The organism is Stenotrophomonas bentonitica, assembly GCF_002887735.1.
Classification (GTDB): Bacteria; Pseudomonadota; Gammaproteobacteria; order Xanthomonadales; family Xanthomonadaceae; genus Stenotrophomonas; species Stenotrophomonas bentonitica_A.
In genome coordinates this window covers 50,504-66,373 of the sequence record NZ_PKQP01000004.1, presented here as the reverse complement: position 1 = coordinate 66,373, position 15,870 = coordinate 50,504, and the positions used below count along the sequence as shown (strand labels likewise).

General features: G+C 63.5%; 13 protein-coding genes and 1 pseudogene. 3 read left to right on the top strand and 11 right to left on the bottom strand.

From position 1 onward, the window contains the following. Positions 1 to 72 precede the first annotated feature (72 nt). From C0R07_RS09425 to dnaA, 11 genes are all read right to left on the bottom strand, one after another. The gene (locus C0R07_RS09425; RefSeq protein WP_019184057.1) at positions 73 to 486 is read right to left on the bottom strand and encodes an ExbD/TolR family protein; all 414 of its coding nucleotides are present in this window, start codon (positions 484 to 486) and stop codon (positions 73 to 75) included. A gap of 3 nt (positions 487 to 489) precedes the next feature. Next, complete coding sequence (locus C0R07_RS09420; RefSeq protein ID WP_019184056.1) at positions 490 to 915, bottom strand: ExbD/TolR family protein; 426 nt, start codon at positions 913 to 915, stop codon at positions 490 to 492. A 57-nt stretch (positions 916 to 972) separates the two neighbouring features. Next, positions 973 to 1,731: a TonB-system energizer ExbB gene (gene exbB / locus C0R07_RS09415; protein WP_019184055.1), complete on the bottom strand. Its 759-nt coding sequence runs from the start codon at positions 1,729 to 1,731 to the stop codon at positions 973 to 975. A gap of 86 nt (positions 1,732 to 1,817) precedes the next feature. Continuing rightward, positions 1,818 to 2,486: an energy transducer TonB gene (locus C0R07_RS09410; protein WP_019184054.1), complete on the bottom strand. Its 669-nt coding sequence runs from the start codon at positions 2,484 to 2,486 to the stop codon at positions 1,818 to 1,820. A gap of 146 nt (positions 2,487 to 2,632) precedes the next feature. After that, a complete protein-coding gene (locus tag C0R07_RS09405) occupies positions 2,633 to 3,829 on the bottom strand; it encodes a tetratricopeptide repeat protein (protein ID WP_019184053.1) in 1,197 nt (398 codons plus the stop codon). A 142-nt stretch (positions 3,830 to 3,971) separates the two neighbouring features. Further along, entirely contained in the window at positions 3,972 to 4,778 is an 807-nt protein-coding gene (locus tag C0R07_RS09400; RefSeq protein WP_102788767.1) for a M48 family metallopeptidase, read from the bottom strand. Between the two features lie 71 nt (positions 4,779 to 4,849). After that, complete coding sequence (locus tag C0R07_RS09395; protein ID WP_102788766.1) at positions 4,850 to 5,701, bottom strand: CPBP family intramembrane glutamic endopeptidase; 852 nt, start codon at positions 5,699 to 5,701, stop codon at positions 4,850 to 4,852. A 67-nt stretch (positions 5,702 to 5,768) separates the two neighbouring features. Further along, positions 5,769 to 8,228 carry a DNA topoisomerase (ATP-hydrolyzing) subunit B gene (gene gyrB / locus C0R07_RS09390; RefSeq protein WP_070426277.1) on the bottom strand — a complete coding sequence of 820 codons (2,460 nt, stop codon included), beginning with the start codon at positions 8,226 to 8,228 and terminating at the stop codon, positions 5,769 to 5,771. A gap of 113 nt (positions 8,229 to 8,341) precedes the next feature. Then, positions 8,342 to 9,439, bottom strand: coding sequence for a DNA replication/repair protein RecF (gene recF / locus C0R07_RS09385; RefSeq protein ID WP_070474184.1), 1,098 nt, complete (start codon positions 9,437 to 9,439; stop codon positions 8,342 to 8,344). Between the two features lie 1,182 nt (positions 9,440 to 10,621). Further along, positions 10,622 to 11,722 (bottom strand): DNA polymerase III subunit beta, encoded by a 1,101-nt coding sequence (dnaN, locus tag C0R07_RS09380; RefSeq protein ID WP_019184048.1) that lies wholly within the window; start codon positions 11,720 to 11,722, stop codon positions 10,622 to 10,624. A 276-nt stretch (positions 11,723 to 11,998) separates the two neighbouring features. After that, positions 11,999 to 13,333, bottom strand: coding sequence for a chromosomal replication initiator protein DnaA (gene dnaA / locus C0R07_RS09375; protein WP_046272260.1), 1,335 nt, complete (start codon positions 13,331 to 13,333; stop codon positions 11,999 to 12,001). A gap of 253 nt (positions 13,334 to 13,586) precedes the next feature. Between dnaA and rpmH the strand changes: the two genes are divergently transcribed. The 3 genes and pseudogenes from rpmH (at position 13,587) to yidC (ending at position 15,866) form a co-directional block, all read left to right on the top strand. Next, complete coding sequence (gene rpmH / locus C0R07_RS09370; protein WP_006404565.1) at positions 13,587 to 13,727, top strand: 50S ribosomal protein L34; 141 nt, start codon at positions 13,587 to 13,589, stop codon at positions 13,725 to 13,727. A gap of 5 nt (positions 13,728 to 13,732) precedes the next feature. Further along, positions 13,733 to 14,169 (top strand): annotated as a pseudogene (gene rnpA, locus C0R07_RS09365) (ribonuclease P protein component). Further along, positions 14,169 to 15,866: a membrane protein insertase YidC gene (gene yidC / locus C0R07_RS09360; protein ID WP_019184045.1), complete on the top strand. Its 1,698-nt coding sequence runs from the start codon at positions 14,169 to 14,171 to the stop codon at positions 15,864 to 15,866. Before rnpA ends, yidC begins: the two are co-directional and overlap by 1 nt. Positions 15,867 to 15,870: the final 4 nt, after the last annotated feature.

The window sequence follows — 15,870 nt, the reverse complement described above, 5'->3', positions numbered from 1 at the left end:
GGCGGTGGCACAAAAAAAACGCCCCTGTTTCCAGGGGCGTTTTCCAGTCGCGTCATGACTGCGTCTTGCGTATTACTGCTGTACGAAGCCGATCTTCTTCATCTGAGCATTCTTCGCGGCAGCCAACACCTTGGCCATCACGTCGTACTCGGAGTCCGGGCTGGCATCGATGCGCAGTTCCGGCTGGTTGGTCGGATCACGCTGCACTTCCTGCTCCATACGCTGCTGCAGTTCGCTCACAGCCACGGGGCTGTTGTTCCACGACACCTGGTTGCTGGCGTCCACCTTCAGCTCGATCGGCGGCGGCGGTTCGACAGTCACCGGCGGTGGGTTGAGCACGCGCTGCGGCAGGTCAACGGCGATCGGGTACGTCATGATCGGCGCGGTGACGATGAAGATGATCAGCAGCACCAGCATCACGTCCACGAGGGGCGTGACGTTGATGTCGGCCATGGGGCCTTTGTTACCACCAGTACTGAACGCCATGGCTTACTGCCCCTTCTCTTTGGTGGCGACGAAGCCAACGTCGAGCATGCCCTGTTCCTGCGCGATCTTCGTCATCTCGTTGATGACGCGCATCTTGGTGGTGCGATCACCACGCAGGTTGAGGGGCGGCTGCGGGGTCTGCTGGGCGGCGGTCGCCAAGCGCGACTCGAGCGTCTGCTTGTCGATTTCCTCGTCGTTCCAGTAGATCGAGCCGTCTTCCTTGACTGCCAAGGTGATCGGGCTCGAACGCTTCTCAGCGTCTTCCGGATTCTGCACCAGGTTGGCCTCAGGCAGATCCACCTTGACCTTGTGGGACATCAGGGGCGCCGTGATGATGAAGATGATCAGCAGCACCAGCATCACGTCCACGAGGGGCGTAACGTTGATGTCGGCCATGGGGCCGCCGCTGTTACCACTACTGAAAGCCATAACGGGCTCCGTCTAGATCGTGTTGACTACGTTCTCGCTGGGTGACGCGCGTCGCTATTAGCGAACGCGCGAACCGGTGGCGAAGAAGTCGTGCAGGTCGTGAGCGAACGTATCGAACTTGCTGATCGTGGCGCTGTTGATCTTGCTGAAGAAGTTGAAGGCGAACACGGCCGGGATAGCCACGAACAGACCGATGGCGGTCATGATCAGTGCTTCACCCACCGGGCCGGCAACGGCGTCGATCGAGGCGGAACCGGTGGCACCGATCTTGATCAGCGCGCCGTAGATGCCCCACACGGTACCCAGCAGACCCACGAACGGAGCGGTTGCGCCGACGGTGGCCAGCAGGGTCATGCCCGACTGCAGGTTGTTGCTTTCGCGGGTCACGGCCTGACGCAGGGCGCGATCGACGAACTCCGAACGGCTCAGGTTCTCACCCAGGCCACCGGAGGTGCCGCCTTCCGAACGCTGGTGGTGCGCAGCAGCCTGTGCAGCGTCCAGAGCGATCTTGGAGAAGGGCTCCGAAGCCGGCTGTTCTTCCATCGCGCGGATGGCGTCCTGGGCGTTCGGGGTATCCCAGAACAGGCTCACGACCTTGTCGGCAGCAGCCTTCAGACGGGTGGCGCGGAAGATGTTGATGACGGTCCAGTACCAGGACATGGCCGACATGATGATCAGGGTCAGCAGCACGACCCAGGAGACGGCGAAGTCACCCGGCTGGGTGGTCATCTCGTGGATCAGGTGCTCGAAGCCCATCTGCGACAGGGCGTTGGAGTTGCCCCCGGCAGCAGCGGCGATGAAAAGTTCCTGCAGCATGACGCTTACCTTTGTTGTGTGTGGTGATAAAGGGTATTGCTAGAAATAACCGCTAGAGGCGGTGGCCGGCGGGCCACCGGCCACTATCAGTTCAGCGCAAAGTTGACCGGGACGCGAACGCGACCTGCGACCTTCTTCCCGCCCGATTCCGCGGAACGGAAGCTCCACTTGCGAGCTGCTTCCATGGCGGCGCGGTCAAGGTCACGGTTACGGCTGGACTTCTCGACCGACACATTGGTGACGTTGCCATTGGCATCGACGTCAATGATCAGGATGACTTCACCCTGGATACCAGCACGGAACGCGGCCGGCGGGTAACGCGGGGGGTTCATGTTCTTCGACGAGATGTCGACGCTTGCCTCAATGGTGCTCGGCGGCTGCGGCGGCGACGGCGGCGAAGGCGGCGTGACGATGTCGGTCGGACGCGGGTCCGGGATATCGACCACAGGAGCCTGCGGCGGCGGCGGAACCGGGGACGGCTTCGGCGGCGACAGGTTCTTGACCGGCGGCGGCGGAGTGTCATCCGGCGGCGGCGGCGGCGGCGGCGGTGGGGGCGGCGGCGGAGCGTCGACCAGGGTCACCATGATGTTGCGTTCTTTCTCCGCGACGGCCTTGGGAGCCACAGCCGGGATCAGAAGCATCATGAAGGCGGCGAGATGCAGTGCGATTACAAAAGCGATACCCACGATACGCGGCCAGGAGAGGCCGGTGTCATCGCGTTGTTCGTACCTGTGAACGACTAGTTGTTCCGTCATGCGCCAAGAGCTCATTAGTGGGGCCGGGATACCCGGGGACAGGTAGCCCATGATCAGCGGTGCATGACACCGCAGGAACCTCCAAGCTTATACCAATCCTGAGCGCCTGCGCATCACTTGTGCAGGCATTCAGGCGTTATTCCTACTTACTTCAGGTTGATGATTTTCTTCGCATCCGCCTGGTTCTTCACACCCTTCGCCAGCGCTTGCTGGGCGGCCTGCTTGGCCTCCGGAATGCGACCTTCCGAATGCAGCACGCGTGCCAGATTCAGGTAGGTCTCGCCATCCTTGGAAAGCGGGGCAGCCTTCTGCCACGCCTCGATCGCCTTGTCCGCCTGCTGCGGCTCGGAGTAGTAGTACGCCTGGGCCAGTGCCAGGTATACCTGATAATCCGGCTTCAGGATGTTTTTCTGCAGGCCATCATTGATAACGGCAATGACGTCCTTTTCTTTGTTCTCGCTGTTGGCGTAGATCGAGTACAGCTGCTTGTACTCGCGCTCGTCGGTCAGCTGGCCGGCTGCGTACAGCTTGGCCATGACCGCGCCGGCCTTGTCCATCTGGTCGGCCTGCATGTACATGCTGGCCAGGTTCAGCTGGGCCTTCTTGTCGTTCGGGTTCTTGGCAGCCAGCGTTTCAGCCTGCTTGACCGCTTCGCCGGTCTGGCCGGCTTCGGCCATGGCGGCCATCAGCAACTGGTTCCAGTTGTCCTTCGGCTCGGGCGAGCCGGCGATGGCCTGCTGCAGCACCGGGATGGCCTCGGCATAGCGCTCGGCCTGGTACAGCGCCTGGCCCTTGGCGATCAGCTCTTCGGGCTTGTTCGACTTGGTCTCGGCGAAGTACTTGTCCAAGGTCGCCAGGCCTTCGTTGATCTGGTCGTCCTGCAGCTGCAGCTGACCCAGCATCAGCATCGACTGGTAATGGCCGTTGTTGTCCAGGCCGCCGAGCTGCAGCACCTGCTCGAGGTACTTCTTGGCCGAGGCGACGTCGTCCAGCTGGTAGGCCGCCTGCGAGGCGAGCTGCGCGGCGAGCGACTTGTCGTAGGTGTTGGCGGCGGGATTGGCCAGGATTTCGTCGGCCTGCGCGCGCGTCTCCGGGAACTTCTGGTCGTTGTAGCTGTCAATCATTTTCTGCAGCTTCGGGCCGACCTTGGCCGAGGACTTCTGCTCCGGCTCCTGGCGGGTCGCGTTCGGGTAGAGCACTTCGGCCTTGGCCTGCTTCTTCCCACCACGCGCGCCACGCTCCGACGAGCGGGCCTGGGCGAAGGCATCGGTGATCATGGCGCCACTTACAGCGGTCGCGATGAGGACGGAAAGGACGGCTTGCTTGTGGTTGCTGAAAATCATCTTTCACCTCGATCGAACCGCCGCAGCGGCATCAAAACGGACTGTCAGAAAAATCTGAGCCGCCAAACGTATCAGAAACTGATGGCGTGAGAAATCGTTTCCGATGCTGCAATACAGCATCTTTTGGTCGCATACGGGCGCGTCAGCCACACTTCGGACGACGCCCGTCCGCCTGGGCTTGTTGGTATACACCACTCAGGGAGGGCGCGTCTCGCTGCAATTCCCGGATGCGGTTGGCCGGATCGGGGTGGGTGGACAGCCACTGCGGTGACCGGCCGCCGCTGGCAGCCATCATGTTCTGCCACAGATCGACCGCTTGGGCCGGGTTGAAACCGGCCTCGGCCATCAGGCGCTGGCCGACGATATCGGCCTCGCTTTCCTGGGTCCGCGAGCCTGGCAGGAGGAAGGCCGCCTGGGCACCGGCGCCGCCGAGCTGGCTGACGGTACTGGCCGCGCCCTCGCCGTAGGCCGCGCCTGCCAGCGCGCCGAGGACCGACAGCCCGGTCTGCGCACCCATCTGGCGCGTGATGCGTTCTTCGTGGTGGCGGGAGATCACGTGCCCGATCTCGTGGCCGATGACGGCGGCCAGCTGATCCTGGTTCTTGGCGACGGTGAAGATGCCGGTATTGACCCCGACCTTGCCGCCGGGCAAAGCGAACGCGTTGGGTTCCTTGTCGACCATCAGAGCCGTCTCCCACCGTACGCCACGGTACTGTGCGGGAAGCTCAGCGACCAGCGCATTCACCACGCACTGGACGTAGGCGTTCTGCTTCGGGTCGGTGCTCAACGTACCTTTGGACTTGGTCTCGGTAAACGCCTGCGCGCCCAGCTGGTCCAGCTCGGCCTGCGATACCCCGCCCACCATCTGGCGGCGGCCGGTGGGTGAGGTGGTGGTGGCGCACGCGCTCACCAGCATGGCGATGGCAATTCCCAACAGCACTGGTTTCATGTGCGATCCCCCGTGTTCATATGCGCAGTGTGGAACGTGGCGACGTAAATTTTCGTCAAGCCGCATGGTCGTTATTGGATGCCCAGGAACATCAGGGCGGCCAGGGCAATGCCGTTGTTCAACGCATGCGCGGCGATCGGCGCCCACAAGGTGCCGGTGCGCTGGTAGAGCCAGGCGAAGGCGGCGCCCATGCCGCCATAGACCAGCCACAGCTGGGCGATTTCCCATGGGCCGTTGGCGCTGGTACCGGGAATTTCATGCACCAGGGCGAAGGCCAGGCTGCTCAGCAACATGCCCAGCAGCGGCCGGCCGGCCTGCCACAGGCGACCGAACAGCACCCGGCGGAACAGCAGTTCCTCATAGGCCGGAGCAAGCACCACGGCAAACAGCGCCAGGAACCAGGGGAAGCGCGTCATCGCCTGTTCCATCAGCGCCAGGTTGGTCGGCACCGGCTCGATACCGCCCTGTTTGGCCAGCCACGCGATCAGATTGCTGCCGACGATCACCCCGGTGGCGACCAGCAGTGTCCACCCCCAGATGGAAGGGCGACGGGCGGCCTGGAACGACAGCGCCCGTTCGGCGGGCGTGGCCCGACGACGGAAGAAATACAGCACCAGTGCCGCGCCACCGGTGGCGACCAGCGCCATCAGGATCTGGGCGAGGGCACCGGGTTGTCCGAGCTGCTGGGCAAGACCTGCGACGGCGGACGCATCCGCACCGTCGCGCGCCGCCTGGTAACCGACGATCGCACCGCGGTAGAGCCCCCAGGCCAAACCGCTGATCAGACTGAGCGAGAGCAGCACCGCCACGCCGATGCCCAGATCGATGAAGAACCCTGCAAGCGGAGAACCCGGCCTGCGCGGTGATGGTGGAACAGCGGGAGGCAGCGGAGGCGTCATGGACGCCGGGGGGGTAACGGACATCGGATTCCTGGCATCGGGGGGCGATGGCCGGCCAGGGTCGCCCCCGGCCGGCCTTGCCCCGATTGTGTCAGATATCCAGGTTGGCGACCTTCAGCGCATTGTCTTCGATGAAGTCGCGGCGCGGTTCGACCACGTCGCCCATCAGCGTGCTGAAGATCTGGTCGGCAGCCACGGCATCCTCGATCCGCACCTGGAGCAGGCGGCGGGTGTCAGGATTGACCGTGGTGTCCCAGAGCTGCTCGGGATTCATTTCACCCAGACCCTTGAATCGCTGGATCTGGCGGCCCTTCTTGGCTTCATCCAGCAGCCAGTTGCGTGCCTCGGCGAAGCTGCCGACCTCGGCCGATTTGGCACCGCGGCTGATCTTCGCACCGGCACGGACCAGGCCGTGGAGGAGCAGGGAGGACTGGTGCAGGGCACGCAGTTCGCCGGTCTCGAATGCGGCCAGCGGCAGCACCTGGATCAGCTGTTCGCCCATGTGGCGACGCGTGACCAGCACGGCTGCCGGACGTTCGTCGGTGGGTTCCTGCAGTTCCAGCGTATAGCGCGGCGAACCGAGGCTGCCCTGGTTGAGGCGGGTGGCCAGCGCGGCCAGGCCCTCGTCTGCGCCTGCCTTGCGCAGGTGTTCCAGATCCATCGGCGTGAAATCGATCAGCGCTTCCAGCACCTGGCGGTCATAACGATGGCTGTTGCGCGCGATGGTTTCCTGCGCCGAGGCGTAGGAAAGCAGCAGCTTCTCCAGCGCCACGCCTTCGATGCCGGGTTCGCTCTCGGCCGGGATCAACGAGGCATTTTCCACCGCGCTGCTGGCCAGGTACGCATCCAGCGCCGGGTCATCCTTCAGGTACAGCTCCTGCTTGCCCTGCTTGATCTTGTACAGCGGCGGCAGGCCGATGTAGATGTGGCCACGCTCGATCAGCTCCGGCATCTGACGGTAGAAGAAGGTCAACAGCAGCGTACGGATGTGCGCGCCGTCGACGTCGGCGTCGGTCATGATGATGATGCGGTGGTAGCGCAGCTTGTCCGGGTTGTACTCGTCCCGGCCGATGCCGGTGCCCAGCGCGGTGATCAGCGTACCGACCTGGTCCGAGGCGAGCATGCGGTCGAAGCGGGCGCGTTCCACGTTGAGGATCTTGCCGCGCAGCGGCAGGACGGCCTGGTTCTTGCGGTTGCGGCCCTGCTTGGCCGAGCCACCTGCCGAGTCACCCTCGACGATGAACAGTTCGGACAGCGCCGGATCTTTTTCCTGGCAGTCGGCCAGCTTGCCCGGCAGGCCGGCGATATCCAGCGCGCCCTTGCGGCGGGTCAGATCGCGCGCCTTGCGGGCCGCTTCACGTGCACGCGCCGCGTCCACGATCTTGCCGGCGATCGCCTTGGCTTCGTTGGGGTTTTCCTGCAGGAATTCTTCCAGGCGCGCACCGAAGGCACTTTCCACCGCCGGGCGCACGTCCGAGCTGACCAGCTTTTCCTTGGTCTGGCTGGAGAAGCTCGGGTCGGGCACCTTCACCGACAGCACCGCGATCATGCCTTCGCGCATGTCATCGCCGGTCAGGTTGATCTTGGCCTGCTTGGCGATGCCGTTCTGCTCGATGTAATTGTTGAGCACACGGGTCAGCGCACCACGGAAACCGGCGAGGTGGGTACCGCCATCCTTCTGCGGGATGTTGTTGGTGAAGCAGTACATCGTTTCCTGGTAGGAATCGGTCCACTGCAGCGCCACGTCCACGACGATCCCGTTGGACTCACCGGTGACGGAGATCACGTTCGGGTGCAGCGGCGTCTTCAACTGCGCCAGATGCTCCACGAAGCTGCGGATGCCGCCTTCGTAATGGAAATCGTCGCGCCGGCCGTCGCCGCGCTCGTCCACCAGCACGATCTTGACGCCGGAATTAAGGAAAGACAGCTCACGCAGGCGGCGGGCCAGGATGTCGTAGTGGAACTCGACGTTGTCGTGGAACGCCTTCACCGACGGCCAGAAGCGCAGGGTGGTACCGCGCTTGGTGCTGGCTTCAACCTGCTTGAGCGAGTTGACCGCAGCACCGTCAGCGAATTCCTGCTGGTAGTGGAAGCCGCCCTGGTAGATATCCAGCAGCAACTTCTGCGAGAGCGCATTGACCACGCTGACGCCCACGCCGTGGAGGCCGCCAGACACCTTGTAGCTGTTGTCATCGAACTTGCCACCGGCGTGCAGGACCGTCATCACGACTTCGGCGGCGGAGACTTCGCGATCGAGCTTCTTGCTCATCTGCTCGTGCTTGCCGGTCGGGATGCCGCGCCCGTTGTCCGACACCGAGACCGAACCGTCTGCGTGGATCATCACCGACACGTGGTCGGCGTGGCCGGCCAAGGCTTCGTCGATGGAGTTGTCGACGACCTCGAACACCATGTGGTGCAGACCGGTGCCGTCATGGACGTCGCCGATGTACATACCAGGACGCTTGCGGACAGCCTCGAGGCCTTCCAGGGCGGTGATGCTGTTGGCGTCGTAGTTGCCGCTGTTTGCGGGGATGTTCTGTTCTTCAGTCATTGCGCTTGCCGTAGGCTCCGCAGGTCGGTCCGCCGCGGTGAGGCGGGGCGCCGAGTAATAAGGGGTTGCAACAGCAATTATACCAGCCGGGCACCGTGGCCCCTGGGGGACCACTATGGCACAGGCTGGACCTGTCCATGTTCCACGTGGAACCGCGTGATATCTGTCGCGTCGATCAGTGCCGCCGGAACTTCAGTGGCGGTGATGAAGATCTGCGCCGGGCCGGCCTTCAAGCGCTCCAGCACCCGTGCCTGGTGGTGTCGATCCAACTCCGAAGACAGGTCGTCCAATGCGATGACCGGCCATTCGCCGCGCTGCTCAGCGTAGTCTTCGGCCTGTGCCAGCAGGCAGGTGAGGGCCGTCAGTTTCGCCTGCCCCCGCGAGAGTGCATCCCGGCCGGGAATGGTCTCGAATCCGACGCTCCAGTCGGCCCGGTGTGGACCGACCGAGGTATAGCCGGCCATCCGGTCACGTTCCCGGGCCAGAAGCAGGGCATCGGAGAGTGAAACCTCCTGCTTGCGCCACCCTGGGCTCAAGCTCAGCGACTGGATGCCCAGATTGGGGGCCAGGACGGCGGCCAGTTCCACGGTGCGTTCCTGCAACCGCTCCAGGTAGTGCTGCCGACGGGTGGTCAGCGGTTCGCCGGCTTCGGCGAGCTCTCGATCCCAGGCATCCAGGGCGTGCGCATGGCCGCCCTGCTTGAGCAGGGCGTTGCGCTGCTTGAGGGCTCGCGAGTACCGCCGCCACAGCCCCATGAAGTCTGGTTCCACGTGGAACAACCCCCAATCGAGGAACCGCCGACGAGGCTCTCCGCCGCCACTGACCAGCGCGTGGCTACCAGGCTCGAAGGTCACCACCGCCAGCGCCGCGCAGAGGGTGCCGAGCTGGGCGACATCCTCGCCGTCCAGTCGGCCTTTCCATTCCTGCCCACTGTGGCGGAGCCCGGCCTTGCGCCGCGTCGGGGTTTCGGCGCCTTCGCGCTGCTCATCCCATTCGACAAAGACATCCAGCGCCTCCCGGCCCTGGCGCACCAGCCCATCCCGTACCCGGCCACGGAAACTGCGCCCGTACGCCATGACATGCAGCGCCTCCAGGACACTGGTCTTTCCGGCGCCATTGTCGCCGGTGATCAGATTGATGCCCGGTTTCGGCGCGAGTTCGACGGTATCGAAGCGGCGAACCTGATGCAGGGAGAGACGGCGGATATGCATGCGGAAGATCGACGCCGCGCCGGGCGGCAGAGGGGTAGCGGGGAATCGATCAGCTTACTGCATTGCCCTGGTTCCACGTGGTGCAAGCAGCCCTGGAAGTGCGCCGCCGTACAGTCCCCGGCGTTTCACCCACCCGCGTTAGGAAGTGCCGGGCCCCGGCGGACGATGGCGAACCCCACTGCCCGATGTGGAGCAGGGCAGTGCAAGGCGGACGAGGCGGCGTAGGGGACTCACTCAGGCGTGCCGTGCCACGTGGAACATGCCCGTCGACCTCCACCCGGAGGCTCAAGAACGCGCTCAATTTCTTTAATTCTGAGGCTCGTCCAGGCCCATGGTGCTGCAGATTTCAAGAAATCCGCGGCGTTTTCCAGGGCGCCCAGCAGCCCGATCAGTACGTCCGAGCGGGATTGTTTGAATTCTGCGCGCGTCGCCGAAGCGCACCCCGTCAGAAATGAAGGACGCTCGCGCAGACCCAAACGAGACTGTCCACATCCCCCATGTATGAGTTATGCACAACCTAAGGGCAATCTGTGGATAAAAAGAGGCCCTGGAACAGGCCTTAAAGATATCCACAGGATCACCCCCAGGCTCAGGCCCTGTTTTACCGGGGGTTTCGAGGCCCTAATTCCCTTTGCAACCAACCACTTAACCTACTTTTCAACCAAATCTGGCCCTACCACCACCACCTAGCTTTAGATTTATATACAGTTTTTAAAAGCATAGAGCTGTGATTCAGCGGCGGAAAGCCGGCTCGTCGCGGCGCTCCAGATCGGAAGAGAAATCTGTCCTGGCTCGCAGTGGCGGCTTAACAGGATTCGCGAGATTGGCGGCGGGCGGCGCTACCGAGCCACTTTTGCACCTGCGTTCGAGAACGATCACCCCATCGCAAGACCGCCACTGGTTTGTGAGCGCAGCGGGGATGCGAATCGCGTGTACCGGTGGCGAGCTTGGTCCACGTGGCCGGTAACCATGGACATCGGCGTTCACCGCCTACCCATGCAGCAGGCCTGCGTGTGCGGATACCCGGTCAGGCAAGCAGACGGGCAGACGAACCAAGCATCTCCAAAGGTTCAACGCTACGACGATGCTCCACGTGGAACATCGCTTCTTGAGCCCAAAAAGAAACCCGGCAGTGCCGGGCCTCTCAAACAACTCGGTTCCACGTGGAACCAGCGCGCCATGTCAGAGACGCAGCGGCATCACCACATGACGCGACTTCTCACTGCTGGCCTCGCGGACCAGGGCAGAGGAGTTCGAATCACGCAGCTGGATCACGACGTGCTCGTCGCGCAGTGCCGACAGGGCGTCCAGCAGGTAGTTCACGTTGAAGCCGATGGCCAGGTCGCTGACCGTGGTATCTGCCTCGATCTCTTCCTGGGCTTCTTCCTGCTCCGGGTTGTGCGCGCTGATTTTCAGGTTGCCCGGCGAGACTTCCACGCGGATACCGCGGTACTTCTCGTTGGACAGAATCGCAGCACGCTGCAGCGAGGCACGCAGGGCTTCGCGATCGACCTTCACTTCGCGATCAGCACCGATCGGGATGACAGCCTCGTAATCCGGGAAGCGACCGTCGATCAGCTTTGAGGTGAAGGTCACATCGTCGCGCTTGACGCGCACGTGGCTGCGGCCGACTTCCAGCTCGATCTCGCGATCACCGCTTTCCAGCAGGCGCTGCAGCTCGGTCACGCCCTTGCGTGGCACGATGATCTGCCGCTTGGCACCGCTGGCCTTTTCCAGCTCGGTTTCGCACAGCGCCAGGCGGTGACCATCGGTCGCCACGGTACGCAGGGCATCGCCACGCAGGTCGAACAACAGGCCGTTGAGGTAGTAGCGCACGTCCTGCTGGGCCATCGCGAACGCGGTGCGTTCGATCAGCTCCTTCAGGGTCGCTTCGCCGATGGCCACGCGCTCGGTGGCTTCGACTTCGTCGACAGACGGGAAGTCGTTGGCCGGCAACGTTGCCAGGGTGAAGCGGCTGCGCCCGGCCTGCACGGTGATCTTGTCACCGGTCTGCGAGACGGTGATCCGGCTGCCGTCGGGCAGGGCACGGATGATCTCGAACAGCTTGCGGGCGGGGATGGTGGTCTCGCCGTCCTGGGCATCTTCCACCGCGATCCGCGACACCATTTCCACTTCCAGGTCCGTGCCGGTCAGCGACAGCTGTCCGTTCTGGACCTGAACCAGGAAATTAGCCAGAACCGGCAGGGTCTGGCGGCGTTCGACCACGTTGACGACTTGTGCCAACGGCTTGAGAAAGGCTTCGCGCTGCAGTGTGAAACGCATGTGGTTCCGTGCCCCTATGCTTTAAAAAAATGTGGAATAAATCAAAAGCTTGGTGGTGCTGGTAGGGCCAGAATCGCGGGAAAACACGACTAAGCCTTTGTAAACAAAAGGTTTTTTGATCTCGAAACCCTCTGCATTACTAGCCCCCAAGGGGTGGGGAAAGGTGTGGATAACTTTACCGCCGAATCGAGCGGCTTTTTTATCCACAACCTATACCTCGCTTACTACCGGATTCTGCACCGTTTTATGCGATGACGCCTTAGCGGCGTACATGCATCATTCGCTCAACTTCCGGATCAGCTTGTCCCAGTCTTCCCGCAACTTGCCGTCGGCTTCCATCAACGTCCGGATCTGCCGGCAGGCATGCAGCACCGTGGTGTGGTCCCGGCCGGCAAAGGCGTCGCCGATTTCCGGCAGGCTGTGCTCGGTCAGTTCCTTGGTCAGGGCCATGGCGACCTGACGGGGACGGGCCAGCGAGCGGGTCCGACGCTTGGAGAGCAGATCCTTGATCTGCAGCCCGTAGTAGTCGGCCACGGTTTTCTGGATGTTGGGAATGCTGATCGCCTGCTGCTGGGCGCGAAGCAGGTCGCGCAGGGTTTCCTGGGCGAAATCAGTGGTGATCGCACGGCCGGTGAAATTGGCGCGTGCGGCCAGGGTATTCAACGCACCTTCGAGGTCGCGGACATTGGAGCGCATCTTCTTGGCAATCAGAAACGCCACATCGTCGGGGATATCGGTGCCACGCTCGCGGGCCTTGGCCAGCACGATCGCTGCACGCGTCTCGAAGTCCGGCGGCTCGATCGCCACCGACAGGCCCCAGGCCAGTCGCGACTTCAGCCGTGCTTCCAGGCCTTCGACTTCGCGCGGGTACCGGTCGCAGGTCAGGATGATCTGCTGCTTGCCGTCGAACAGGGCGTTGAACGTATGGAAGAACTCTTCCTGGGTACGGTCCTTGCCGGCGAAGAACTGGATGTCATCGATCAGCAGCGCGTCCACCTGCTGGAACTGGCGCTTGAACTGGTCCATGGTTTTTTCCTGCAGCGCACGGATCATCGCGCTGAAGAACTGTTCCGAACGCAGGTACAGCACCTTGGCCGCCGGGTTGGCCTGACGCATCGCATTGCCTGCCGCGAACATCAGGTGGGTCTTGCCCAGGCCGGTTCCGCCGTACAGCAGCAACGGGTTGTGGGCCCGGTCGCCCGGCTTCTGCGCCGCCTGGAACGCCGCGGCCAGGCCCAGCTGGTTGCTGCGGCCCTCCACGAAGTTGGCGAAGGTGTAGTGCGAATCCATGTTGCCGGCGAACGGCACCAGGGGCTCGGCCGGTGCCGCCGGTGCGGACAGGCCCGGAATCGGCGCGATCTGCGCCTCCACCGGGCGCGGACGCGAGCCGATTTCAAGAAAAACGTCGCCGAAACCGGCGAAGTGCGCCAGCAGTTCCTTGATGCGCGGCAGATACAGCTCGCGCACCTGGTCGACGATGAAGGCGTTCGGCGCATAAAGCACCAGGCTGTCCGCGCGCAGATCTGCCTGCAGCGGCTTCAACCAGGTGTGAACATCCTCGGGCGGAAACTCTGCTTCGAGGCGTTCGAGGGAACGAGACCAGGCATCCATCGGCAATAATCGTCTGGGGCTAGCGGATAGGCGAACAAAAGCGCCGCACCGCAGGCCGGAAGGGGGGAAGAATGGATGGCGCAGACTACCACCGACGAGGGGGGCCGGGAATGGTTGTCCCAAAGTTATTCACAAAACGATCCACAGCTATTGCACAGCCCGGTGAATTCCCGTAGTGACAGACACTTGACGGGACCTCGATGAGGTCTATAGAATTTCCGGTTCTTTCCGTCCCCTTCATATAGAGGCCCGCATGGCCACCAAGCGCACTTTCCAACCCAGCAACCTCAAGCGTAAGCGCGACCATGGCTTCCGTGCCCGTATGAAGACCGCTGACGGCCGCAAGATCCTGTCGCGTCGCCGCGCCAAGGGCCGTAAAGTCCTGAGCGCTTGATTGCAATGCCGCTTTCCGCGGCAGACGCAATCCTGACTGTGAGCAGTTCCGACCCGCGCAAGCGATTTCCTCGCTCTGCGCGGGTTCGTACGCGTGCCGAATATACAACGGTCTTCAACGGCGCCCGCCGTGTGTCCGATCCGCTGATGACCCTGCACTGGCTGAAGAGCGATACGCCAGCCAGGTTGGGTCTTGCGGTGTCGCGCAAAGTCGATCCCCGAGCCGTGGGTCGCAACCGAGTAAAGCGTGTGCTGCGCGATGCCACACGCCACCTACGGCCGTGGATGAGTGCCGGCGATTACGTCGTCGTTGCCCGCTGCGCCGCCTTGGCGCATTGCCCATGCCGGGCGCGGACGGCACAATGCCGCCGCCCCTGGGCGTTGTACCCCTTTCCCAGTCCGAGCCGGCATTGCGTGCCGGCCCCGTCGAGCCTGCACGCTGATGAACCAGACCCGCGTTTTCCTGATTTTTGCCTGGCTGATGGTGGCCGTGTTGCTGTGGATGGAGTGGGGTCGCGACAAAGCCGCGCCGCCGACCCCGGCCGTGGCCGCCCAGACCACCCAGGCCAGCGTGCCGGGTGCGGCTGCCGGCAGCATTCCCGGTGCACCCGTGCCCCAGGCTGACGGTTCCCTGCCGGCGGCACAGCCGGCCGCACAGACCGAGGCCGGCCCGGCCCGCGTGACCATCACCACCGACGTGCTGCGTCTGGTGCTGGACGGTGGCACGGTGCTGGACGCCGAACTGCTGCAGTTCCCGCAGACCAAGGAAGAAGGCAGCCCGCCGGTCCGCCTGCTGACCGAAGAAGCCACCCACCCGTACCGCGCGGTCAGTGGCTGGATCAGTGAAGACAAGACCATGCCGGTGCCGGCCGCCAACGGCTTCAAGCTGGTCGGCGACAACCACGACTTCGTGCTGGCCAAGGGCCAGGACGAGGTCACCGTGCCGTTCGAATGGACCGGCCCGAACGGCGTGACCATCCGCCGCACCTACTCGCTGGGTCGCAACGAGTACGCGATCACGGTCAAGGATGAAGTCGTCAACGGCGGCAGCGCCCCGTGGAGCGGCTACGTGTTCCGCACCCTGGACCGCACCCCGACCATCCTCTCGCGCAGCATGACCAACCCGGACTCGTTCAGCTTCAACGGCGCGACCTGGTTCAGCCCGCAGGACGGTTACGAGCGTCGCGCGTTCAAGGATTACCTGGACGACGGCCACCTCAACCGCACCATCACCGGCGGCTGGCTGGCGATGCTGCAGCACCACTTCTTCACCGCGTGGATTCCGCAGGCCGACCAGGCCGCGCAGTACTCGCTGGCGCAGAACAATGGCCGTGACCAGATCGAAGCGCGCGGCCCGGCCTTCACCGTGGCCCCGGGCCAGCAGGTCAGCACCGAAGCCCGCCTGTGGGTCGGCCCGAAGCTGGTCAACCTGATCGCCAAGGAAGACGTGAAGGGCCTGGACCGCGTGGTCGACTACAGCCGCTTCTCGCTGATGGCGATCATCGGCCAGGGCCTGTTCTGGGTGTTGAACCAGGTTCACAAGGTGGTCGACAACTGGGGCTGGGCCATCGTCGGCCTGGTGGTGCTGCTGAAGCTGGTGCTGTATCCGCTCTCGGCCGTGCAGTACAAGTCCGGTGCCAAGATGCGTCGCTTCCAGCCGCGCATCGCGCAGCTCAAGGAACGCTATGGCGATGACCGCCAGAAGTTCCAGACCGCGATGATGGAGCTGTACAAGAAAGAGAAGATCAACCCGATGGGCGGCTGTCTGCCGATCCTCATCCAGATGCCGATCTTCTTCGCGCTGTACTGGGTGCTGGTGGAATCGGTGGAACTGCGCCAGGCCCCCTGGCTGGGCTGGATCCAGGATCTGACCGCACGTGACCCGTACTTCATCCTGCCGGTGATCAACGTGGCGGTGATGTGGGCCACGCAGAAGCTGACCCCGGCGCCGGGCATGGACCCGATGCAGGCCAAGATGATGCAGCTGATGCCGCTGGTGTTCGGCGTCATGATGGCCTTCATGCCGTCCGGTCTGGTGCTGTACTGGGTCGTCAACGGCGGCCTGGGCCTGCTCCAGCAGTGGTGGATGACCAAGCGCCACGGCAGCGACCCGCTGCCGGTCGTCACCGCCAAGAAGTAAGCTG

Excerpts from the sequence above, each read along its gene's own strand:
- C0R07_RS09425 (WP_019184057.1), bottom strand. The coding sequence starts at position 486 with ATGGCGTTCAGTACTGGTGGTAACAAAGGCCCCATGGCCGACATCAAC.
- C0R07_RS09420 (WP_019184056.1), bottom strand. The coding sequence starts at position 915 with ATGGCTTTCAGTAGTGGTAACAGCGGCGGCCCCATGGCCGACATCAAC.
- exbB (WP_019184055.1), bottom strand. The coding sequence starts at position 1,731 with ATGCTGCAGGAACTTTTCATCGCCGCTGCTGCCGGGGGCAACTCCAAC.
- C0R07_RS09410 (WP_019184054.1), bottom strand. The coding sequence starts at position 2,486 with ATGACGGAACAACTAGTCGTTCACAGGTACGAACAACGCGATGACACC.
- C0R07_RS09405 (WP_019184053.1), bottom strand. The coding sequence starts at position 3,829 with ATGATTTTCAGCAACCACAAGCAAGCCGTCCTTTCCGTCCTCATCGCG.
- C0R07_RS09400 (WP_102788767.1), bottom strand. The coding sequence starts at position 4,778 with ATGAAACCAGTGCTGTTGGGAATTGCCATCGCCATGCTGGTGAGCGCG.
- C0R07_RS09395 (WP_102788766.1), bottom strand. The coding sequence starts at position 5,701 with ATGTCCGTTACCCCCCCGGCGTCCATGACGCCTCCGCTGCCTCCCGCT.
- gyrB (WP_070426277.1), bottom strand. The coding sequence starts at position 8,228 with ATGACTGAAGAACAGAACATCCCCGCAAACAGCGGCAACTACGACGCC.
- recF (WP_070474184.1), bottom strand. The coding sequence starts at position 9,439 with ATGCATATCCGCCGTCTCTCCCTGCATCAGGTTCGCCGCTTCGATACC.
- dnaN (WP_019184048.1), bottom strand. The coding sequence starts at position 11,722 with ATGCGTTTCACACTGCAGCGCGAAGCCTTTCTCAAGCCGTTGGCACAA.
- dnaA (WP_046272260.1), bottom strand. The coding sequence starts at position 13,333 with ATGGATGCCTGGTCTCGTTCCCTCGAACGCCTCGAAGCAGAGTTTCCG.
- rpmH (WP_006404565.1), top strand. The coding sequence starts at position 13,587 with ATGGCCACCAAGCGCACTTTCCAACCCAGCAACCTCAAGCGTAAGCGC.
- yidC (WP_019184045.1), top strand. The coding sequence starts at position 14,169 with ATGAACCAGACCCGCGTTTTCCTGATTTTTGCCTGGCTGATGGTGGCC.